The sequence below is a fragment of the Mesorhizobium sp. AA23 genome, assembly GCF_001672435.1.
Lineage (GTDB): Bacteria > Pseudomonadota > Alphaproteobacteria > Rhizobiales > Rhizobiaceae > Mesorhizobium.
In genome coordinates, this window is sequence record NZ_LYTP01000028.1 from 115,964 (window position 1) to 137,537 (window position 21,574).

General features: G+C 64.9%; 18 protein-coding genes and 1 pseudogene. 9 read left to right on the plus strand and 10 right to left on the minus strand.

The features are described from left to right. Positions 1–2: 2 nt before the first annotated feature. The 3 genes and pseudogenes from A9K66_RS20410 to A9K66_RS20420 all read right to left on the minus strand — a co-directional run bounded on the left by A9K66_RS20410 (position 3) and on the right by A9K66_RS20420 (position 3,180). A pseudogene (locus tag A9K66_RS20410) lies at positions 3–715 on the minus strand (HAD-IA family hydrolase). Between the two features lie 237 nt (positions 716–952). Next, the gene (locus A9K66_RS20415; RefSeq protein WP_067327458.1) at positions 953–2,326 is read right to left on the minus strand and encodes an aspartate aminotransferase family protein; all 1,374 of its coding nucleotides are present in this window, start codon (positions 2,324–2,326) and stop codon (positions 953–955) included. Between the two features lie 14 nt (positions 2,327–2,340). Beyond that, on the minus strand, positions 2,341–3,180 hold the full coding sequence (locus tag A9K66_RS20420; protein WP_067327461.1) for a GNAT family N-acetyltransferase: 840 nt from the start codon (positions 3,178–3,180) through the stop codon (positions 2,341–2,343). A gap of 320 nt (positions 3,181–3,500) precedes the next feature. Here A9K66_RS20420 and A9K66_RS20425 point away from each other — a divergent pair, with 320 nt between their 5' ends. Both A9K66_RS20425 and A9K66_RS20430 read left to right on the plus strand, forming a co-directional pair. Further along, the gene (locus tag A9K66_RS20425; protein WP_067327464.1) at positions 3,501–4,169 is read left to right on the plus strand and encodes a haloacid dehalogenase type II; all 669 of its coding nucleotides are present in this window, start codon (positions 3,501–3,503) and stop codon (positions 4,167–4,169) included. Between the two features lie 16 nt (positions 4,170–4,185). Further along, the gene (locus tag A9K66_RS20430; RefSeq protein ID WP_067327467.1) at positions 4,186–5,460 is read left to right on the plus strand and encodes an FAD-binding oxidoreductase; all 1,275 of its coding nucleotides are present in this window, start codon (positions 4,186–4,188) and stop codon (positions 5,458–5,460) included. Positions 5,461–5,473: 13 nt separating this feature from the next. Here the strand turns inward: A9K66_RS20430 and A9K66_RS20435 are convergent, their stop codons facing one another. From A9K66_RS20435 to argE, 6 genes are all read right to left on the minus strand, one after another. Then, a complete protein-coding gene (locus A9K66_RS20435) occupies positions 5,474–6,931 on the minus strand; it encodes an NAD-dependent succinate-semialdehyde dehydrogenase (protein WP_067327470.1) in 1,458 nt (485 codons plus the stop codon). A gap of 18 nt (positions 6,932–6,949) precedes the next feature. Continuing rightward, positions 6,950–7,993 (minus strand): tartrate dehydrogenase, encoded by a 1,044-nt coding sequence (locus A9K66_RS20440; RefSeq protein ID WP_067327473.1) that lies wholly within the window; start codon positions 7,991–7,993, stop codon positions 6,950–6,952. Positions 7,994–8,003: 10 nt separating this feature from the next. Continuing rightward, positions 8,004–9,467, minus strand: coding sequence for an aldehyde dehydrogenase family protein (locus A9K66_RS20445; protein ID WP_067327476.1), 1,464 nt, complete (start codon positions 9,465–9,467; stop codon positions 8,004–8,006). 149 nt (positions 9,468–9,616) lie between these two features. Continuing rightward, entirely contained in the window at positions 9,617–9,970 is a 354-nt protein-coding gene (locus A9K66_RS20450) for a cupin domain-containing protein (RefSeq protein WP_067328000.1), read from the minus strand. A gap of 23 nt (positions 9,971–9,993) precedes the next feature. Then, on the minus strand, positions 9,994–10,917 hold the full coding sequence (locus tag A9K66_RS20455) for a glyoxylate/hydroxypyruvate reductase A (RefSeq protein WP_067327479.1): 924 nt from the start codon (positions 10,915–10,917) through the stop codon (positions 9,994–9,996). 13 nt (positions 10,918–10,930) lie between these two features. Beyond that, the gene (argE, locus tag A9K66_RS20460) at positions 10,931–12,055 is read right to left on the minus strand and encodes an acetylornithine deacetylase (protein ID WP_067328001.1); all 1,125 of its coding nucleotides are present in this window, start codon (positions 12,053–12,055) and stop codon (positions 10,931–10,933) included. A 251-nt stretch (positions 12,056–12,306) separates the two neighbouring features. On the opposite strand from argE, the gene A9K66_RS20465 reads away from it, so the two are divergent. After that, positions 12,307–13,209, plus strand: a complete 903-nt coding sequence (locus A9K66_RS20465) for a GNAT family N-acetyltransferase (RefSeq protein ID WP_067327482.1) — start codon at positions 12,307–12,309, stop codon at positions 13,207–13,209. A 52-nt stretch (positions 13,210–13,261) separates the two neighbouring features. Here A9K66_RS20465 and A9K66_RS20470 read toward each other — a convergent pair whose 3' ends face one another. Further along, positions 13,262–14,155 carry a LysR substrate-binding domain-containing protein gene (locus A9K66_RS20470; RefSeq protein ID WP_067328002.1) on the minus strand — a complete coding sequence of 298 codons (894 nt, stop codon included), beginning with the start codon at positions 14,153–14,155 and terminating at the stop codon, positions 13,262–13,264. 167 nt (positions 14,156–14,322) lie between these two features. Here A9K66_RS20470 and A9K66_RS20475 point away from each other — a divergent pair, with 167 nt between their 5' ends. The 6 genes from A9K66_RS20475 to A9K66_RS20500 are packed head-to-tail and all read left to right on the plus strand — an operon-like array spanning position 14,323 to position 21,573. Beyond that, positions 14,323–15,723, plus strand: a complete 1,401-nt coding sequence (locus A9K66_RS20475) for an MmgE/PrpD family protein (protein WP_067327484.1) — start codon at positions 14,323–14,325, stop codon at positions 15,721–15,723. After that, a complete protein-coding gene (locus A9K66_RS20480; protein WP_067327486.1) occupies positions 15,713–16,954 on the plus strand; it encodes an FAD-dependent oxidoreductase in 1,242 nt (413 codons plus the stop codon). Before A9K66_RS20475 ends, A9K66_RS20480 begins: the two co-directional genes overlap by 11 nt. A 2-nt stretch (positions 16,955–16,956) precedes the next feature. Next, positions 16,957–17,214 (plus strand): sarcosine oxidase subunit delta, encoded by a 258-nt coding sequence (locus A9K66_RS20485; RefSeq protein WP_066989149.1) that lies wholly within the window; start codon positions 16,957–16,959, stop codon positions 17,212–17,214. Then, positions 17,211–20,060: a 2Fe-2S iron-sulfur cluster-binding protein gene (locus A9K66_RS20490; protein ID WP_067327490.1), complete on the plus strand. Its 2,850-nt coding sequence runs from the start codon at positions 17,211–17,213 to the stop codon at positions 20,058–20,060. Before A9K66_RS20485 ends, A9K66_RS20490 begins: the two co-directional genes overlap by 4 nt. 2 nt (positions 20,061–20,062) lie before the next feature. Then, positions 20,063–20,659: a hypothetical protein gene (locus A9K66_RS20495; RefSeq protein ID WP_067327493.1), complete on the plus strand. Its 597-nt coding sequence runs from the start codon at positions 20,063–20,065 to the stop codon at positions 20,657–20,659. Further along, positions 20,656–21,573, plus strand: coding sequence for a dihydrodipicolinate synthase family protein (locus A9K66_RS20500; RefSeq protein ID WP_067327496.1), 918 nt, complete (start codon positions 20,656–20,658; stop codon positions 21,571–21,573). Before A9K66_RS20495 ends, A9K66_RS20500 begins: the two co-directional genes overlap by 4 nt. Position 21,574 lies beyond the last annotated feature (1 nt).

The following is a 21,574-nucleotide window of genomic DNA, read 5'->3' on the forward strand; positions in this document are numbered from 1 at the left end:
GTTCAGGTTCGTTCTTTCATGCTCTCCCGCACGGCCGCCGCAAACGCGGCCATCGAGGTGAAGTGGTAGTCCGGCACGGTGAAGCGCTCGGGCTCGATCGTGCCGCCATAGCCCTTCTGGGCATGACGGCGCTCGATCCAGCAGTTGGTCATGCCGAGCGCCCGGGATATGCCGATGTCGTGATGCTGGCTTTGTGCGACGTGCAGGATGTCGTCCTTGCTGTCGCCGCGCGACGCCACGAAATCGAAGACCTTCTGGAAAAAGGCGGGATCCGGTTTTTCCGTGCCGGTATCGTCGGCGGTGAAGGTGGCAAAAAAGGGCGATCCGAGCTGCTTCTCGAAATGGAGCGCCGGGCATTGGTCATGGCAATCAGCTTATGGGACGTCGCAAGGTCGGCCAGCGCCGCCTTGCTGTCGGAGAAGCCTCGCCAGACGCTGGCCGAATCCCGCAGGCGGGCGCCGTATTTCTCCTCGGCCGGCAGGCCGAGCCGCGGTGCGATGACTGTGTAGACACGCGCGAGATCGTCGGGGAACAGGTTCGCATCGGGCATGTAGCGGGCCTGCCGGTAAAGGGCCAGCGCTTCTTCGCCGTCGATTGAGACACCGGCCTCCGCAGCGATCCCGGCCAGGCAGGTTGTTATGCCGCCTTCGAAGTCGATCAGCGTGCCGACCACATCGAAGGTCATGTATTTGAATTCGCTAAAGCCCCTGGCCAAGACTGGCTCTCCTCTGCGCGCGGCCGAATTACTGATGCTGAACAGAACAAAATTCCGTGCTGTCCGGGGCGTCGGCCTTTTCAAAAGCCCGGAAATCCGGGCTTTCTGGCCTTGTCTTAAAAAGCAGTCTGGCACTTCCCCCGCGCTGGATTCGCCGAAAAGGCGCGAGGTAGCGGCACAAAATTGCGAAATCGTCTGCCGCGGCGATATTTCGAGATGCGAAAAATGCGTCGCCCTTCATGCAAGCGCCCGGCGGACATCGGCGTCGTCCAGCGTCTGGTCCAGCGTCCGGCGCGTGCGCTCGATGATCGCATCGATGTCGCCGTCGGTGCAGCAGAGCGGCGGGGCGTAGCCGATAACCCCATGCGCGAAGGCGCGGATGATCAGGCCATTGTCCCACGCCCTGTCGAAGACGCGCCGCGCCGGCATGGCCGAGGCTGGAAGCGGCGTTTTCTTCTTTTTGTCGACCACCAGTTCGATCGCGGCGAGCATGCCGCGACCCCGCACATCGCCGACCAGTGGGTGATCGCTCAAGGCAGACAGGCCCGCCATCAAGCGCGCGCCGGCCCTGGCGCCGTTCTCCAGAAGGCCTTCCTCATAGAGCTTCAGCACCTCGAGCGCGACGGCGGCGCTGACCGGATGGGCGGAATAGGTGTAGCCGTGGCCGACCGCCGAGGCGCCTGCGCCATCGGCGATGACGTTATAGACATGATCGGCCATGAAGACAGCGCCCATTGGCACATAGCCCGAGGTCAGGCCCTTCGCGGTGGTCATGAAGTCGGGAACGATATCCTCCTCCGTGCAGGCAAACAGGGGGCCGGTGCGGCCGAAACCGGTGATCACCTCGTCGGCGATGAACAGGATGCCGTATTCACGGCAGAGTTCTCGCATCGCCTTGATCCAGCCTTTCGGCGGGACGATAACGCCACCCGAGCCCTGGATCGGCTCGGCGTAGAAGGCGGCGACCCGCTCCGGCCCGATCTCCTCGATCTTCGCCTTCAGCGCGGCGAGCGATGCGGCGATGATCGCGTTCGGGTCATCGCCAACCGGATTGCGATAGGGATAGGGCGAGGGGATCTTGTGCTGCCATTCGAACGGAATGCCGAAACCGGCATGAAAGGCGGGCAGGGCGGTCAGGCCCGCGCCGACCACCGACGATCCGTGATAACCCTGCTCAATGGAAATAAACTGGTCGCGTTCAGGCTCGCCTCTGGCGTTCCAGTAGTAGCGGACGAACCGGATCGTGCTGTCGACCGCGTCCGATCCCCCGAGAGTGAAATAGACGTGATTGAGATCCCCGGGCGCCCGGTCGGCCAGCTCCGAGGCGAGCCGGATGGCGGGCTCCGAGCCGAGATCGAAATAGGCGGTGGCGTAGGGCAACTCGCGCATCTGCCGGGCCGCTGCTTCGACGATGCTGTCGTGACCATAGCCGGCATTGACGCACCACAGTCCGGCGAAGCCGTCGAGAAGTTGCCGGCCGGACGCATCGGTCACGGTAGCGCCCTTCGCCGATTTCAGCACCCGCACGCCGAGCGCCTCATGGCCGCGATATGAGGCGACCGGATGGATGAGATGGGCGCGGTCGAGTTCGATCAGGGAATTGGCGAGCATTGTTGTCCTCCGGGCTATCCGAGCGCCTGGTTGGCGAGGGCGTAAACTTTTGGCCTGGCCTGTTCGGCCCCATTCTTGGCCGGACGGTCCATAGCGACGCCGCCGCCGACATGAGCGAGGCCGATTTCTCCGAGCCAGCCGGCGATGCCGGTCCTGCTTTCGGTATCCACGCGCAGGAAAGCGCCAGGGCGAGACGCGGCGAAAAAGCTGATCAGGGCCTTGGCGTCGTCTGCATTTCCGGCGATGACGGGGCCGATCACCTCGCCGCGTCCGAACGGGCGGATTGCGGCATAGGCCGCGATGACGCCACTGCGGCGGATGACGGCGAATTCACCCCGCTCGGCCAGCGCATCGATCAAAGCTTCACGGTCGGCGCCGTAGGCGTCACGGTCCAGGGCCTTGATTTCCGGCAGATGGTGCGCGCCCGCGGCTTCCACACCGTCGGAAGCCTCAAGCGCTGCCACCTGGCCCTGATGCTGAAGAATCGTGCCCGAGGGCACGAAGCCAAGCTTCTCATAAAGAGGCATGCCGTCGGTCGTGGCGACGAGCCGCAGCGGACGGTCGCCGGCAAGGGCGAAGGCCTGTTCCATGAGCCGGCGCCCGAGCCCTTTGCCTCGCGCGTTCCTGTCGACGATCACCATGTTGATCATGGCGCAATCGGCGCCGTAAGCCGTTACCAGGATTGTCCCGGCGACCCGGCCCTGGTCGTCGAGCGCAACCGCGCCGCTCGAAAGCTGCAGCGCCATCTGCCAATCCTGCGGGCGATGCGGCCAATTCTCCTGCCGAGATAGCGCGACTGCACCCTCGATATGATCCGGCCCGAAGTCCTGGAGTTCGATCTCGCCTTGCTGCATGACGCACCTTTCAGTCTGACCCCAAGTCTCGATCATCAGTGCGCCGCAGATCGTCTAAAGGTCTCGACTTCGGCGGTATCATTCGCCGTTGCTGAGGGCGTGCGCCGCATCTTGTGCTGGCCCCTATGGAACTGGATGCGTTTAGCGCCTCGACCGGCGGCATCCTTCGACGCTCAAGATGCTACAGCGTGCCAAACGGAACCGCGGATACGGAACTTTCTGCTTTCGGCAGGCGCTTTTCGGTCAGGTAGGTCGCTTCCTGCCGGCCTATGATGAAAGACGTCCCAACGCGGATGTGCTTCCACCGGAGATCGACGGATATGGCTTCTTTCAGGCCCAAATACATCACCTTCGACTGCTACGGCACGTTGACCAATTTCCAGATGGCGGAGGCGGCGCGTGACCTCTATGGCAGCCGACTCGACGAGCCGCGCATGCAGGCGTTCATCAAGAACTTCGCGGCTTACCGGCTCGACGAGATCCTGGGCGACTGGAAGCCCTATGCCGACGTCGTCCACAACGCGCTCGAGCGCGCCTGCAAGCGCAACGGCGTTGCCTTCAGCCCGGACGACGCCACGATGGTCTATGAGCGTGTCCCGACCTGGGGACCCCACGCGGACGTTCCAGCTGGCCTGGCGAAGGTTGCCAAGGAAATTCCGCTGGTCATCCTCTCCAACGCCATGAACGCGCAGATCATGTCCAATGTCGAGAAGCTCGGCGCGCCATTCCATGCCGTCTACACGGCCGAACAGGCGCAGGCCTACAAGCCACGCTTCAAGGCTTTCGAATATATGTTCGATAGGCTGGGCTGTGGCCCGGAGGATGTTCTTCACTGCTCGTCCTCGTTCCGCTACGACCTGATGTCGGCGCATGATCTCGGGATCAAGAACAAGGTCTGGGTCAATCGCGGCCACGAGCCGGCCAACCCCTATTACGGCTATGTCGAGATCGCCGACATTTCCGGTCTTCCGGGCGTGGTCGGGCTTTGAAACTGACGGATTGCAAATGAAGCTGGTCTCCTACTGGCACGACACCGCTCCAGTTTTTTCCGGCGGGGCGCAAGGCCCGGTCGAGGGACACTACGACGCCGCCATCATCGGCGGCGGCTTCACCGGCCTCGCCGCCGCCCGCCAACTGGCGAAGGCCGGCGCCAAGGTGGCGGTGCTGGAGGCGGAGCGGGTCGGCTGGGGTGCGTCGGGACGCAATGGCGGGCACCTGAACAACGGCCTCGCCCACAGCTATCTTTCGGCCAAGGCGGAACTCGGCAAGGAGCGCGCGATCGCGCTCTACCGGGCGCTGGACGATTCCGTCGACACGATCGAGGCGCTGGTCGCCGAGGAGGGTATCGACTGCAACTTCCGCCGCTCCGGCAAGCTGAAGCTCGCCTCCAAGCCGCAGCATTTCGAAGCGATCGCCCGTAACTTCGAGGCCGTCCATGCCGAGGTGGATCCGGATACGGCGCTGCTGTCGCCGAACGATCTCAAATCCGAGATCGGCTCGCCCTTCCATGGCGCGATGCTGTCGAAGAAGAGCGCCATGATGCATATGGGCCGCTACGTGGCCGGGCTGGCGACGGCCGCGGTTCGCCATGGCGCCGTCATCCACGAGAATGCGGCGGTGACGGATCATAGGCAGTCGGGCACGCGGCATCAGCTGACCACCTCCCGCGGCCGCATCAGCGCCGACAATGTGCTGGTGGCGACCGGCGCCTACACCACGCCGAATTTCGGCTATTTTCGCCGCAGGATCATTTCCGTCGGCAGCTTCATCATCGCCACGCGACCGCTGAGCGACGCCGAGATCGCCGCGACGATGCCCGGCAACCGGACATGCGTGACCTCGATGAACATCGGCAACTACTTCCGGCTTGCGCCCGACAAGCGCCTGATCTTCGGCGGCCGCGCACGCTTTTCGGCGACATCGGACCAGCGCTCCGATGCCAAGAGCGGCCAGATATTGCGGGCGAGCCTCGCGGCGATCTTCCCGCAGCTCGCCAGGGTCGAGATCGATTACTGTTGGGGCGGGCTGGTCGACATGACCAAGGACCGCTTCCCGCGGGCCGGCTACCATGACGGGGTCTGGTACGCGATGGGCTATTCCGGCCACGGCGCGCAGCTTTCCACCCATCTCGGCATGATCATGGCCGATGCCATGCTTGGTCGCGCGGACCGCAATCCGATGAAGGGGCTCGAGTGGCCTGCCATTCCCGGCTATTCCGGCAAGCCCTGGTTCCTGCCGATGGTCGGTCTCTACTACAAGGCGCTCGACCGGATCCAGTGATCGGGGCTGGGGTTTAACCCAGCCCGCCCATGTGGAAGCTCTTCAGTTCCAGATATTCCTCGATGCCGGCCTGCGCGCCCTCGCGCCCGAGGCCGGACTGCTTGACGCCGCCGAAGGGGGCTATCTCCATCGAAACCGAGCCGGTGTTCAGACCCACCATGCCGAACTCCAGCGCCTCGCCGACGCGCCAGGCGCGCTTCAGGTTCTCGGTGTAAAAGTAGGAGGCAAGCCCGTAAGGTGTGCCGTTGGCAAGCGCGACCGCTTCCTCTTCCGTCTCGAAACGGAAAAGCGGTGCGACGGGACCGAAAGTCTCCTCGCTGGCGAGTTCCATTTCGTTTGTCGCACCGGCCAGCACCAGCGGCGCGACATATTGAGGACCCTCCGGCAGCACCGGCTTCTCGGTGACGATCGTCGCGCCTTTGGCAAGCGCGTCCTCGACGTGCCGATTGATTTTCTCGACCGCCGCCATGTTGATCATTGGGCCGATGGCGACACCGGGCTGCGTGCCCGGTCCCACCGTCAACGCATTGACGCGGGCGCTGAGCTTGGCGGAGAAGGCGTCATAGACTCCGGCCTGGACGAGAATGCGGTTGGCGCACACGCAGGTCTGGCCGCCATTGCGGAACTTCGACGCCAGCGCCCCCTCGACGGCGAGGTCGAGGTCGGCGTCGTCGAAGACGATGAAGGGCGCGTTGCCGCCGAGCTCGAGGCTGAGCCTTTTCACGCTGTCGGCCGCTCCGCGCATCAGCAGCGAGCCGACCCTGGTCGAACCGGTGAAGGAGATCTTGCGCACGGTCTCATTCGCCATGATCTCGTTGCCGATCTCGGCCGGCATGCCGGTGACGATGTTGATGACGCCGGCGGGAATACCCGCGCGTTCGGCGAGCACGCCGAGCGCCAACGCCGAATAGGGCGTGAACTCGGACGGCTTGATCACCACCGTGCAGCCGGCGGCCAGCGCCGGCGCAACCTTGCGGGTGATCATCGCATTGGGAAAGTTCCAAGGCGTGATGATGCCGCACACGCCGACGGGTTCCTTCAGGACGATGATGCGGCGGTCTGATGTAGGCGAGGGGATGGTGTGGCCATTGATCCGGCGCGCCTCCTCGGCGAACCATTTGACGAAGGACGCTCCGTAGCGGATCTCGCCTTTGGCCTCGTCCAGCGGCTTGCCCTGTTCCGTGGTCAGGATCAGCGCGAGATCGTCCAGATGCTTAAGCATCAGACCATGCCAGGCCTCCAGCAGGGCGGCGCGTTCGGCGTGGGTCTTCTTTTTCCAATCCCGATAGGCGGAAGCCGCGGCCTCTATGGCCGCGCCGGCCTCCGGGCCGGCCATGTCGGGCACTGTGCCGATTGATAACTGTGTTGCCGGATCGATCACATCGACCGTTCTGCCGGAACCTGCCGCGACCCATCTGCCGCCGATCAGACCGGCCTCGCGGAAGAGAGTTTTGTCTTTCAGGCTTTTCATCGAAAACGACCTCGCAAATCAGGTGAGCGCCGCGACAACGGCGGATGTGATGGCGTCCGTACGATCTTTGCCGGCCGTGGTTCCCACCCCTCGCGCCGTTGTCGCTTCGATCGCGTTCATGACGCGGCCGGCTGCGTCCTTTTGGCCCAGATGTTCAAGCATCATTGCGCCCGACCATATGGCGGCGATCGGGTTGGCGATGCCGAGGTGGGCGATGTCGGGCGCGGAGCCGTGCACCGGCTCGAACATGGACGGCGCCGAGCGGTCGGGGTTGATGTTGGCGGAAGCTGCGTAGCCGAGCCCGCCCTGGATCGCCGCGCCGATATCCGTCAGTATGTCGCCGAAGAGATTGGAAGCGACGACCACGTCGAGGCTCTGCGGATCCATGATCATGCGCGCAGCGAGTGCGTCGACATGATAGCTGGTCACGTCGACGTCCGGATAGTCGGCGGCCAGCTTGCGCGTGATCTCGTCCCAGAACACCATCGAATATTTCTGCGCGTTGGACTTGGTGACGGAAGCCAGCCTGCCGCGCCGCGCCCGTGCCTGCTCGAAGCCGAAGCGCAGGATGCGCTCGACCCCGGCCCGGGTGAAGATCGAGGTTTCCACCGCGACCTCGTCCAGCGTGCCTTGATGCACACGCCCGCCGGCGCCGGAATATTCGCCTTCGGTGTTTTCGCGGATGCACAGAATATCGAAGCTCTCGGCTCGCAGCGGCCCCCTCACACCCGGCAGCAGCCGGTGCGGCCGGATATTGGCGTATTGCACGAATGCCTTGCGGATCGGCAGCAGCAGCCCGTGGAGAGAAACGGAATCCGGCACCTCCGTCGGCCAGCCGACGGCCCCGAGCAGGATGGCGTCGAAGCGGCGCAAGGTCTCGATGCCGTTCTCGGGCATCATGCGACCGGTTTCCTTGAAGAAACGACAGGACCATGGAAACTCGGTCCCAGTCAGGGCAAAGCCGGAGTGCTTCGCCACGGTTTCCAGCACCGTCCAGGCGGCGGCGGTCACATCGCGACCGATGCCATCACCGGGGATCAGGGCGATCGAGTAGGTCTTCATCGGCATCTCTTCACAGGCTGATCAGGACGCTCTTGGTCCTGCGGTTGGCGAGATAGGCCTCGCGGCCAAGGTCCTTGCCGATGCCGGAGCGCTTGTAGCCGCCGGTCGGCAGGATGTGGTCGCGCGAGCGGCTGTAGCGGTTGACCCACACGGTGCCCGCTTCGAGCTTGCGCGCGAGACGGATCGTGCGAGACAGATCGGCGGTGAACAGGCCGGAAGCCAGTCCGTAGGTCGGATGGCTGGACAGCGCCAGCGCCTCGTCTTCGGTCTCGAAGGTCTGGACCGTCAGGACCGGGCCGAAGATTTCCTCGACGATCGCCGGATTGGCCTGGTCGACATTGGCGATCAGCGTCGGCTCGTAGAAATAGCCGGGGCTGTCCATAAAGGTGCCGCCCGTCAGGCATTCGCCGCCAGCCTCGACCGCGGCCCGCACGATGGCGTCGACACGTCCCCGCTGCCGTTCCGAGATGATCGGCGAATACTGCGTGGTCTCGTCCCAGGTCGGGCCGGACCTCACCGCCTTCATCTTTTCCAGAATCGAGGCCGTCAGCCTGCCGGCCACACTCTTCTCGACGATCAGGCGCGTGCCGGCCACGCAGGCCTGGCCGGCATTGAAGGTGACGCTGCCGGCGATTGCTGCTGCCGCCTTATCGAGATCGGCATCGGCAAAGACGAGCTGCGGGCTCTTGCCGCCGAGCTCCAGCGTCATAGGCTTGACGCCGGTGCGGGCGACGTTCTCCATGATCGCCGAGCCGGCGCGGGTCGAACCGGTGAAGCTGACCTTGGCGATCTCGGGATGGCCAGTCAACGCCGTGCCGGTCGTGGGACCGTCGCCGAGCACCACGTTGACAAGTCCTGCCGGCAGGCCGGCTCTGACGGCGAGCTGCGCCAAATAGACGGTCGAGAACGGCGTCATTTCCGAAGGCTTCAGCACGACTGCATTGCCCGCAGCCAGCGCCGGGCCGAGTTTCCAGCCGGCCATCGAGATCGGAAAATTCCAGGGCGTGATCGCGGCCACGACGCCATAGGGTTCGCTCATGATCATGCCGAAACTGGCGTCGTCGGTCGGCGCGAGTTCGCTGCCTTCCTTATCGGCGAACTCGGCAAAGAAGCGGATCTGCTCGGCGGTCACGGCGATGTCGCCGGCGGCGAGCTGGCCCACGGGCCGGGTCGAGGACAGCGCCTCGATCCTGGCGAGCGTTTCGGCTTCCGCTTCCATCAGATCGGCCCAGGCGTGGAGCGCCCCGGTGCGCTCGCGCGGCCGGACGCCGCCCCAGTTGCTGGCTTTCAGCGCCGCTTTGGCACTTTCCACCGCCCGGTTCACCAAGTCCGCACCGGCCACGGGGCAGGCGGCATAGGACTTGCCGTCGGACGGACGGCGCATCTCGATCGCACCCTCGGCCGAAATCAGCTCCCCATCGATGAAGTGGCCGACGGGAAGCGAGATTGTATCGGGATCGAAGCTCAGGCTCATGGGCAACCACTCGGCAGCATCGGCCTCAGCCTAGCCTGTGCCGACACGCAGCATGCGCTGTTCGGCGATCCGCCGCCGACGAATGTTGCGTGCTGGGGACAAGAGACGGCAAAATCTTCCGCGGCGGTCAGGGCCTGCGCGGGCGCTCGCTAGCCCACTGTGACGTAGATCTTGCGCACGGTCTCGATGGTCTTCCAAACACCCGTGAAGCCCGGCTTCATGACGAAGCTGTCGCCGGCCCGGTAGGTCACCGTTTCGCCGGCGTCGGGCGTGATTTCGACCACGCCGGCGAGGATATGGCAGAACTCGAAGGTTTCCCCCTTGATCGAGCGCGTTTCGCCGGGCGTGGCCTCCCAGACGCCGGTATGGACAAGGTCGTCCTTGGCCACGTCCTGCGCCCAGGTTTTGAAGGCGGGATTGCCGGCAATGAGCCGCTCCGGCAGCGCGGTCGATTCGCGGGGCGAAAAGCTCGGGTTGATATCGATGGACTTGAGCAGGGACAAAGGATGGCCTTTCCAGTTGAGTTTCAATAACCGCGCGACCGGTCGACGAGCCCGATGGGATCGAGCCCGGCGCGGTGGCGCTTGATGTTGTCGATGACGGCCTGGGCGGCGGTCGCGGGTTGGGTCACGCTGGCTATGTGCGGAGTGAGGATGATCTTCGGATGCGACCAGAACGGATGTCCCGCGGGCAGCGGTTCGGGATCGGTCACGTCGATCATCGCCGACGACAAATGGCCGCTATCGAGCGCGGCGACAAGCGCTTCGTGATCGAGCTGCGGGCCTCGACCCGTATGAACGAGAGCCGCCCCGTCAGGCAGTTTCGCGAACAGGCCGGCGTTCAGAAATCCGCGCGTCTCCTCGGTCAGTGGCAGCAGGCAGATCAGTATGTCACTGGCCGCCAGCATCTGCTCCAGCCCAAGCTCGCCATGATAACAGGTCACCCCTTCGAGCCGCCGCGGGGAGCGGCTCCATCCGGAGAGCTGGAAGCCGAAAGGTTTCAGCCGGTCGAGGACGGCTTGGCCAAGCTGTCCGAGGCCGAGCACGCCGATCCGGCGCGACGCGGCTTGAGGCTGAGGGATGTCGCGCCATTCTCCGGCGTGCTGCTGCGCCAGATAGGCCGGCAAGTTGCGGTGGAGCGCAAGCACGGCGAGCGTCACATACTCCTGCATCATGCGCACGATGCCCTCCTCGACCATGCGCACGATCTTCACCGGCGCGGGCACCGCGTCGAAGCGGAACTGATCGACGCCGGCGCCGATGGAGAACAGGATTTCGAGGTTGGTGTAGCGGTCGAGGTTCTCCGGCACCGTCCAGGTGATCAGGTAGCGCACTGCGTCGGGATCGACCGTAGCGGCATCGATCGTGAAGGGGAGGTCCGGCAACTCCTTAGCGAAGGCCTCGGCGAAGATCGCGCCACGCCGCGCGTCGGAATTGAAGAGGAATGTCATTCCGGCTGCTCCTTCAGGCCGCGCATCGCGCGCCCAGCGCCTCGATCATCTGCTGGCAGGCGGCGAGCTCGCTGGCGAGAATATATTCGTCCGGCTTGTGGGCGCGCCCGATATCGCCGGGGCCGCAGATGATCGCATCGAGCCCGGAGCCTTGGTAAAGTCCGGCCTCCGTCCCGTAGCTGACGGCGGCTAAAGGCGCTTCGCCGGTCAATTCGCGCAGCAGTCCCGCCAGAGCCGAGTCTTGCGGCAGCGACAGCGCCGGATAGGCGCTAATCGGCTTCCATTCAACAACATAGCCTTGAGCGGCAAGAGCTTCAGCCCGCGCCTTGACCGGGGTGAGCAAGCCAGCCGGTTCGATGCCCGGTATTGCGCGCGCCTCCAGGTCGAGCGTGCAGCTGTCGGGGATGATGTTGACCGACTGGCCGCCTGCGATCACACCGGCCTGCAGCGAGGAATAGGCCGGCTCAAAGGTTGGGTCGGACGGGCCATGCATCAGCCGCTCCGCTTCACTCACGGCGGCGCTCAGCACATCGGACATCGCATGGATGGCGTTAAGCCCAAGATCCGGTCGCGAGGAGTGGCCGGAGCGGCCGCTGATGATTACGCGGGCGGCCGCCTTGCCCTTGTGGCCGCGCACGGCGCGCATGCCGCTCGGCTCGCCGACGATGACGCCGAGCGGCTTGGCGCAAAGCTCGGGCAGCCCGGCGATCAAATGCGGCACGCCCCGGCACCCGATCTCCTCGTCATAGGAGAAGGCGAGGTGGATCGGTCTGGCGAGGCGCAGCCGCACAAGCGCAGGCACGGCGGCGAGCGCGGCGGCGAGAAACCCCTTCATGTCGGTGGTGCCGCGTCCGTAGAGCCGTTCGCTCTCCCGGCGCAGCGAAAAAGGGGCCGAACTCCATTGCGGCTCGCCGGCGGGGACGACGTCCATATGGCCGGATAGGATGTAGCCCGGAACCTCGGCCGGGCCGATGGTGGCGAAAAGATTGAAACGGTCGCCCTCTGGCCCTGGGAGCAGGCTGACCTTCGCGCCTTGTTCGGTGAGATGAGCCTCGATCCAGCCGGCAATGTCGCCGTTCGGCTTGCCGGCGACCGACGGAAAGGCGACGAGACGGTCGAGGATGTCGAAGACGTCCATTCCAGCCCTCAAGGCATTCAGGGTTTTGCCGGCATCGAGCCGCATGCTGGTGAATTTCCGCAGAGGATGGGTGCGTTGCCACGCGATTGCATGCCGAAAGCGGAAGTGTTTCAGTTGAATCTTGCGTTGGTGCACGGCTTTCGAGCAAATCCTGTGGGGTTTGCTTGTCTAGCGTTGGCGGGCACGGGGCAGCGGTCTGCTCGCCCGTTGATTTTTGAGGGTTCTTTATTTTTGAGGGTTCTTTCAGGGCCATGGAAGTGAAGCCGTCCGAGAGCTTGAAAATCGATGCCTTCTCCATGCGTATCGGCGACGTCCAAGATGTCGACCTGGAGAGGTTGCACGCGCTCTCCCTGTCGGTGGGATGGCCGCATCGCGCCGAGGATTGGCAATTCCTGCGTGAATCGGGCCAAGGCTTCGTGGCGCTCGATGAGATCGGCCGGGCTCTCGGTTCGGCCATGTGGTTCCCGCACGGCGCCAATTTCGCCACCTTGGGGATGGTCATCACCTCGCCGCGGCTTCAGACGCAGGGGGCGGCGCAATGGCTGATGAAGCGGATCTTCGACAGGATCCCCGGGCGCGATCTGCGCCTCAATGCAACCCGTGCTGCGCGGCGGCTTTATCTCTCCCTCGATTTCCAGCCGGAGAAGACCGTCTATCAATGCCAGGGCATCGCCCGCGTGCCGACAGCGGGCCGGCCGACGGAGGCGCACGGTAGCGTCCGGACGTTGGACGCGGGCGATGTTGCGGCAGCGATCGCGCTGGACGCGGCGGGATTTGGCGTGAGGCGCACAGCGCTCGTTGAAAAGCTCTTCGGGCAATCGGCCGGCTATGGGCTTTTCGACGGGAACAAGCTGACCGCTTTTGCCCTCTGCCGACCGTTCGGACGGGGCCATGTCATAGGGCCGGTGGTGGCGGGAAGCGACCCCGACGCCCTGGCGGTCGTCAGGCCGCACGTGGCCGACCATTCGGGATATTTCCTCAGGATCGACACGCACATGGACAATGGCGAGTTCGCCGCCTTCCTGTCGCACAGCGGAATGCCGGTCTTCGACACGGTGCTGACCATGTCGAAGGGCAAATGCCTCGCCGATTTTTCCGACGGCGGCTCGGCTAGGCCGAAGACCTATGCCTTAGCAAGTCAGACCCTCGGGTAGTTGTCTTCGGATTGCTTCCTTCCCCCGGACGGATGGTTGCCGAGCCGTCAGCCTAAACGGCTTCTACATGGGCGTTGGCTCGTTCCATGATCCACCCTCTGACGGTCCTCACCACGCTGCCTTTCGAGAGCTGGCTCTCCGAAAGATAATAGGTCCATGGACTGGCGGCTCGCACGGGGAAAGGCTCCACCAGAAGCCCGCGGCTGATATAGGTTCTCGCCAGCGAATATTGCGTGGCGACGCAGCCCGCGCCCATTGCCGCCAGTTCCAGCGCAATGTTCGAGGCGTTCGTGGTGATGCCTTTCTCATAATTCGAAATGTCGATCTGCAGCGCGTCGCCCATGCATTGCCAATATTCTTGGCGGCCATGCACGAAGATCCAGTCGACGTTGAGGATATCGCGCGGCGAGCGCAGCCCTTTCGGGCCGGACAGCAGGCCGGGTGCGCAGAGGATGGCGAGCTGGTCGTTCCACAGCGGAACGCCACTCGGCGGGCGGTCGTCGAAGCGGCGGGTCGAGATGGTGATGTCGGCGATCTGCTCGCTGAGGTCTTCCCAGATCGTGCCGTGCAGAACGACCTCGATCTCCGGATGGATTTGCCGGAACGCCGCCATGCAGCCGGCCAGCCAGTTTTCGGCCAGGCTCATTGGGCAGGAGATGACGACCGTCCTGTTGCGCGAGGAGGCGACGATCGCCTCCGTGGCGTGATCGATCTGGTCGAGCGCCTGCCGCAGCGTCGGCAGGAAGGCCTCGCCCATTTCGGTCAGCTTCAGGCTGCGCGGATAGCGCACGAAGAGCTGCCGGCCAAGATAATGTTCCAGCCCCCGCACATGATTGCTGACCGCCGCCTGGGTGTAGCCGAGCTCGCTGGCAGCGAGGGTGAAGCTGAGATGCCGCGCCGAACACTCGAACGAGCGGATATAGTTCAGTGGGGGTGGCGGCTTCATGCGATCGCTCCTTGGCGAAGCGAAAACTAGACCGGCTTCGTTGGCCTCCGCAATCGCCTTGACCCCGATTTTTTTGTGCGATGGCGCCAAACTAATTACGTGCCTGGCCCATGAGACCAAATTATTCGTAGTTATCTTGGAGCGATCGGGACGCGAAAGGTGGCGCCATGGACCAGCGGACGGCGGAAGGTGAGTCTGCTTCCACCGTATTTGCCCGTGTTGCCGACTTCGTGCTGCGCAGGTCGGCCGGCGCGTTCCCGCGCGACGTTCTGAAATCGGCAGCCCTCCAGTTCCTCGACACGATGGGCATTGCCATCGCCGCCGGCCCGATGCACGCCGGACAAATCGCGCGCGATGCCGCGGTTATGCTCTACGGTTCCGGCGCCGACCGGCACGCGGCGAGGATGATCTTCGACGGCAGGCGCGCCAGCATGGCCGGCGCCGCCTTCGCGGCGGCGACCCAGACCGACAATCTCGACGGCCATGACGGTTACCCGCCGACCAAGGGGCACATCGGCGTGGCGGTTATCCCGGCGCTGCTTGCGCTCGCAGAAGAAAAGCCTGAGTTGACCGGCCCCGAGGCGCTGGCCGCGATCGTCGTCGGCTATGAGATCGCGGGGCGGGCCGGCATTGCGCTGCACGCAACCGTCTCCGATTATCACACCTCCGGCGCGTGGAATTCTCTTGGCGTGGCGGCGGTCGCGGCCCGCCTGCTTTCGCTTGACGACGATCAACTGCGCCATGCTTTCGGCATCGCCGAGTATCACGGACCGCGCAGCCAGATGATGCGCGAGATCGCAACGCCGACCATGCTGCATGACGGCTCAGGCATGGGGGCGCTGGTCGGCCTGTCGGCCGCCGTGCTTGCCGAAGCCGGTTTCGCCGGCGCGCCGGCGATCACGGTCGAGGCGCCGGAGGTCGCGGCACATTGGGATGACCTCGGCCTGTTCTGGCAGATGACCCGGCAATACATAAAACCCTATCCGGTCTGCCGCTGGGCCCATGCCGCGATCGACGCGACGCGCGCGCTTTGCCTGCAGCATGGGCTTCGGCCGGAAGACATACGCAAAGTCCATGTCAACAGCTTCCACTATGCGGCGACGCTGTTTGCCGGCATGCCGGACACGACATCAAAGGCGCAGTACAGCCTGCCCTTCGCCGTGGCCACGATGATCCACTATGGTCGGATCGGCGTGGAGCACATTTCGGGCTCGGGTCTGCGCGATGCCGCCGTCGCGGATATGCTGAAGCGCGTCGAGGTGAACGAGGCGGCGAAGCACAGCGACCGTTTCCCCGCCGGGCGCTGGGCCGACGTGCAGATCGAGACGGTTGACGGCCGGCGGCTGGAGTCCGGAGATGTCCACGCACGCGGCGGCCCCGAAGCCCCGTTCAGCGAAGCCGATATCGTCGCCAAGTACATGGAGTTTGCGTCGCCCGTTCTCGGCTCGACCAGGGCCGCCGCGATCCGGGACGGTATTCTCGGCCTGACCGACGCCGACCGCCGGCTTTCCGAGCTGACCGCTCTGGTCTACGATCCTCCTGGCGGCCAGGGCAGCCATGCCGCTTAGGCTTCTCAAATACGGGCTTAGCCGCGACTATCCGGTGACGGGCGACATTCCTGCGACACCGGAGCTGAAGCCGTCCTATGACGTGGTGATCGTCGGTGGCGGCGGGCATGGCTTGGCCTGCGCGCATTATCTGTCGAAATACCATGGTATCGCCAGCATCGCGGTGCTCGAAAAAGGCTATCTGGCCGGCGGCAATACCGCCCGCAACACCACGACGATCCGCTCCAATTACATCACCCAGGAAGGCGTCGCCTTCTACAAGGAAGGCGTTTCGCTCTTCGAAGCGCTGTCGCAGGAGCTCGACTTCAACGTCATGTTCTCGCAGCGCGGCCAGCTGACGCTCGCACACACGGAAGCGACGCTGCGCGCCTTCCATCTGCGCGCCGAGATGGGCAAGCATATGGGCACGCGCACCGAGGTGATCGACGCAAAAGAGGTCGAGAAGCTGGTGCCCGAACTCAACATGGATCGCGGCGGCGCGCTCGAGATCCTCGGCGGCCTCTGGCATGCCGATGGCGGCACGGCCCGCCACGATGCGGTTGCCTGGGGCTTCGCCGCGCAGGCCTCGCGCCGCGGCGCCGAAATCCACCAGCGCACCGAAGTTCAAGGCTTTGAGGTCGAGACCGGTCAGGTGCGCGCTGTGGTGACGAACCGCGGACGGATCGCCTGCGGCTCCGTGCTCATCGCCGCCGGCGGCATGAACTACGATGTCGCCATGATGGCCGGCGTGGAACTGCCGATCCGCTGCTACCCCCTGCAGGCAATGGTGACGCAGCCGCTGAAGCCCTGGCTGCACACGCTGGTCTCGTCCGTGTCGCTGCACACCTATCTGGTGCAATCCTCGCGCGGCGAGATCGTCATCGGTGGCGGCTCGGATCCGTACCAGCTCTATTCGACCCGCTCGACGCTGGACATGAAGGAGCATCTGGCGGAAGGCGCCGTGCATCTCTTTCCCTTCCTGCAAAGTGTGCGGCTGCTGCGGCAATGGGCCGGCATCACCGACATGACGCCGGACTACAGCCCGATCATGGGCGCCAGCCCTCTCGCCAATCTGTGGCTCGATTGCGGCTGGGGCACCTGGGGCTTCAAGGCGACTGCGGTCGCCGGCAAGCGCATGGCGGAAACCATCGCCAGGGGCCGGGTTCCCGACCTGCTGAAGCCGTTTGCGCTGGAGCGCTTCGAGAAGTTCCGACTGCTCAACGAAATGGGCGCCACGGCGGCGAGCCACTGACCATGAAGCTGCTTGACTGCCCCATGAACGGCCCGCGCAACATCGACGAATTCCAGTCCTTCGGTCCGCTGCGGCAGGCGCCCGATGCGGATGCTGCCGCCGACGCTGAGTGGGCAAGGCATCTCTTTCGCGCGGACAATCGAAAAGGTGTAGTGGTCGAGTGGTGGCGGCACGTGCCGAGCAACTTCTTCTTCCTCGCCGAGCGCGACGTCGTCACCAACGAAATCATCCGCACCTATGCGCCTGGGAGCCGGCCATGACGCGGCTTGGCACGCCATACGGCTCGCGCCTCGACCGGACGCGGCCTGTCCGCTTCACCTTCGAAGGCAAGGCTTATCATGGCTTTGCCGGCGACTGCATCGCCAGCGCGCTGGCGGCCTCGGACCAGTGGGTCCTGTCGCGCTCGTTCAAATACCACCGGCCGCGCGGCATCATGACCATGGCCGGCGCGGAAGCGAACACGCTGGTGCAATTGCCGTCGGAGCCGAATGTTCCCGCCGACCTGACGCCGCTCCAGGACGGCATGATGGTGACGGCGCAGAACGTCAACGGCTCGCTGGAAAACGACCGCGATGCGGTGATCGACCGCTTTGGACGTTTCCTGCCGGTCGGCTTCTACTACCGCACCTTCATGGGTCCGAGACAGGACAGCTGGCTCCGCTTCTGGGAGCCGATGATCCGTCGCAAGGCGGGGCTCGGGATCGTCGACGTCAAGGCGCCGCATCTGAGTTTCGACAAGGCGCATCTTCACTGCGACCTGCTGGTCGTCGGCGCGGGGCCGGCGGGTCTATCGGCTGCGATCTCGGCCGCACAAGCCGGCGCCGACGTGCTGTTGTGCGACGACAATCCCGAAATTGGCGGTTCGCTGACCTATCGCCGCTGCGATCCGGGCATATTGTTCAGTCTGGCAGCCAAGGCAGCCAAGCTCCCCAATCTGCGCATCATGACCGGCACCATCTGCAACGGCTGGTATGAGGACAATTGGCTGCCGCTGATCCAGGGCAACCGGCTCTACCGAACCCGCGCCCGCGAGGTTGTCCTGGCGACAGGCGCCATCGAGCAGCCGGCGGTGTTCCGCAACAACGATCTGCCTGGCATCATGACCGGCGGCGCCGTGCAACGATTGCTCCGCCATTACGCGGTGCAACCTGGCCGGCGGGCCGTCGTGCTGGCCGCCAATGACGATGGCTACGACTCCGCGCTGGATCTGGTCGAGGCTGGCGTCGAACTGGCCGCGATCGTCGATCCTCGGCCAAATGCCGGCGACCGCGCCGGTGAGCTTCGGGCCAGGGGGATAGGGATCCTCGCAGGCGCCCCGATCGAGGAAGCGTCCGGGACGCGCGGCAACAAGCATGTGACGCGGGTCCGCATTGGCAGCCGCTGGATCGACTGCGATCTCGTGGCGGTCTCCGTCGGCTCGGTGCCTGCCTGGCAGTTGCCCTGCCATGCGGGAGCGATAGTTGGCTACGACGATGCGACGGCGCGAATGACGCTCAGTCTGCCGGTGGGCGCGGCCGTCCGGCTGGCAGGCGCCGTTGCCGGCAAATCGCGGTTGCAGTCTGCGATGGCCGACGGCCGCCGCGCCGCGCGCGAGGCTCTGGAGCGGCTCGGCCACGGCGATCCTCCTGACGTGCAGAACGAATACGAGCCCGAGCCAGCTGCCTGGGCACAACCGCTCGCCGGCAACGCAAAAGGTCGCGACTTCGTCGATTTCGATGAGGATCTGCAGGTCAAGGACCTCAGGAATGCGGTCAAGGAAGGCTATCGCGAACTCGAACTGGTGAAGCGCTTTTCCACCGTCGGCATGGGGCCGAGCCAAGGCAGGCATTCGGCGCTCGCCACGGCGCGGATTGTCGCCGAAGCGACGGGGCGCGGGGTTGGCGAGGTGGGCATCACCACGGCGCGGCCGCCGACCGGACCGGAGAAGCTCGGCGTGCTCGCCGGCCATCACGAGCCGTTGGAGCGGCGCACCGCGCTGCATGCGCGCCATCTCGCACTCAACGCTCGCATGAAGCCGATCGGTGCCTGGTGGCGGCCGTATTTTTACGGGCCGGAAGACCGGATAGACCGCCTGGTCCGCGAAGAGATCGCCGCGGTCCGCAACGGCGTCGGCATGCTCGACGTGTCGACTTTGGGCAAGCTGGAGATCCGCGGTCCTGACGCCGGCGCCTTCCTCGATCGGATGTACACGATGGCGCATGCCAACCAGCGCGTCGGCCGGGTCCGCTACTGCCTGATGCTCAACGAGATGGGGACGGTTATCGATGACGGCGTCGCCTATCGTCTCGCCGATGACCTGTTCTACGTCACCGCGACGACCGGCGCCGTCGCCCGCGTGCAGGCCGACATGCTGTTCTGGAATGCGCAGTGGCGGCTGAAGGTCGACGTGCTCAACGTCACGGCAGCATTTTCCGGCATGAACGTCACCGGCCCGAAGGCGCGTGAGGTCTTGCAGGCGCTAGATGGCGACATCGATTTCTCGCGCGACGCTTTCCCCTATCTCCAGGGGCGCGAAGGCATGCTGGCCGGCCTGCCGGTGCGTGTGATGCGGATCGGCTTCACGGGCGAGGTGAGCTACGAGCTGCACTGTCCTTCGAGCTATGCGGTCGCGCTGTGGGACGCTTTGTCCGAGGCCGGCAAGCCGCATGGCTTGCGTCCCTATGGACTCGAGGCCTCGCGCATGCTGCGGCTTGAAAAGGGGCATATCCTGATCGGCCAGGATACCGACGCGCTGACCACGCCCAACGAGCTCGGTTTCGGCTGGGCGGTTTCGAAGAAGAAGCCCTTCTTCGTCGGCAAGCGGTCAATCGAGATGCGGACGAGGCTTGGCGAAACGCGCCGGCTCGTCGGCCTCTCTTTCGAGGGTGCAAGCAACATCCCCGGCGAGTCCTGCCTGGTGCTGCGCGGCGGCAACCCGGTTGGGCAGATCACTTCGATTGGCTTCTCGCCAACGCTTCGCCACACAATCGCGCTGGCCTATGTCCATATCGACGACGCTGCCCCTGGCAGCAAGGTCACGGTGAAGTGTCGCAGCGGCGAATTGGTGCAGGTGCCGGTGGTCGGTCACGCCTTCTTCGATCCGCAGAACGTCCGGCAGGAGATGTAAAGATGGCCGGTCTTGCCATGCGAACATTTCCCCTGTCGCCGGACGGCTCGGCCGCTGAAGCAGTTCTGCCAAACGGGCAGCTGATAGTGACCGATCTGACGGCCCGATCGCGCTTCGGCATCAAAGGGCCCGGCAGTTCAGCCTGGCTCGAAGCGCAAGGTCTCGCCTTGCCGCCCGTCAATCGCATCGCTAGGCAGGGCGGCGTCAGGCTGCTGCGTCTAGGCAGCGAAGATTTCCTCGCGATTGACGATATCGCCGGTGGCGCCGTCGCAAAGCTCGTCGCTGCCTGGCAGGCCGAGAAAGGTTCGCGCGGCTATTGGTCCTGGCGCGAGGAAGGCTGGAGCTGGATGCGGCTTTCCGGCCAGTCGGCAGAAGCGGTGATGGCGAGGCTTTGCGCACTGGACCTCAGGCCTGGCCGTTTTGCCGATGACGAGATCGCGCAGACGCGCGTCGCGAATCTCGAAGCCGTGCTGGTGCGCAGCGAGGCAGGCTTCCACGTCTTCTTCGACATCGCCTCAACAGCATTCTTTATCAGAACAGTCGACGCGGCAGCGAAGCTCGCCGACGGCGACACGACGACCCGGGAGAACCATCGATGAACAGCGTGCAAGGCGTCATTGGCCCCATCCTGACGCCCTTCGACAAAGACGGCAGCGTCGCCCGCGATCTGTGGGTCAACCATGCGAAATGGGTGCTTGCTCAGGGCGCGCATTACCTTTCGCCGTTTGGGACGACCGGCGAGGCGCTGTCGCTGTCGCCGCGCGAACGCATGCAAGCCCTGGAGTGGCTGGCCGAGGCCGGCATCCCGGCGGATAAGATGATGCCCGGCACAGGCGTTACCGCGCTGCCCGAGACGCTCGAACTCAGCCGGCATGCCCTGGAACTCGGCTGCGCTGGCGTCATGGTGCTGCCCTCGTTCTTCTACACTGCGGCGGGCGATGACGGGCAGGCGCGCTACTATTCGGAACTGGTCGAGAAAGTCGCCAGCCCGAAGCTCAAGCTGATCCTCTATCACATCCCGCAGAATTCCGGGGTGCCGGTATCGCCGGCGCTGACGGCGCGGCTCAACGCGGCATTTCCCGAAACCGTTGTCGCCTACAAGGACAGTGCCGGGAACTGGGACAACACCGCCGCCGTGATCGCGGCGGCGCCCAACGTCTCGGTCTTCCCGAGTTCCGAGGGCCAGCTTACCCAAGGCCTGGTCGCCGGCGCGGCGGGCTGCATTTCCGCTTCCGTCAACCTCAACGCCAGGGCTATCCGCGCCGTCTATGACGGCGCGCGCGCCGGCCGCGACGTCTCGGCCGCCGATGCCGCCATAAAGGAATTTCGAAAGGCGGTTCAGACCGCCGGTCTGATCGGCGGGATGAAGGCGGCACTTGCCGTGCGCTCCGGCGACCAGCGCTGGCTCAATCTGCGCGCGCCGCATGAGAACACCAGCCCGCAGGCAGGCAAGGCTTTGCTCGAGACGCTGGGTCCTCTTGCCGATCACATTCCTGGTCCGAGGCGGGGCTGAA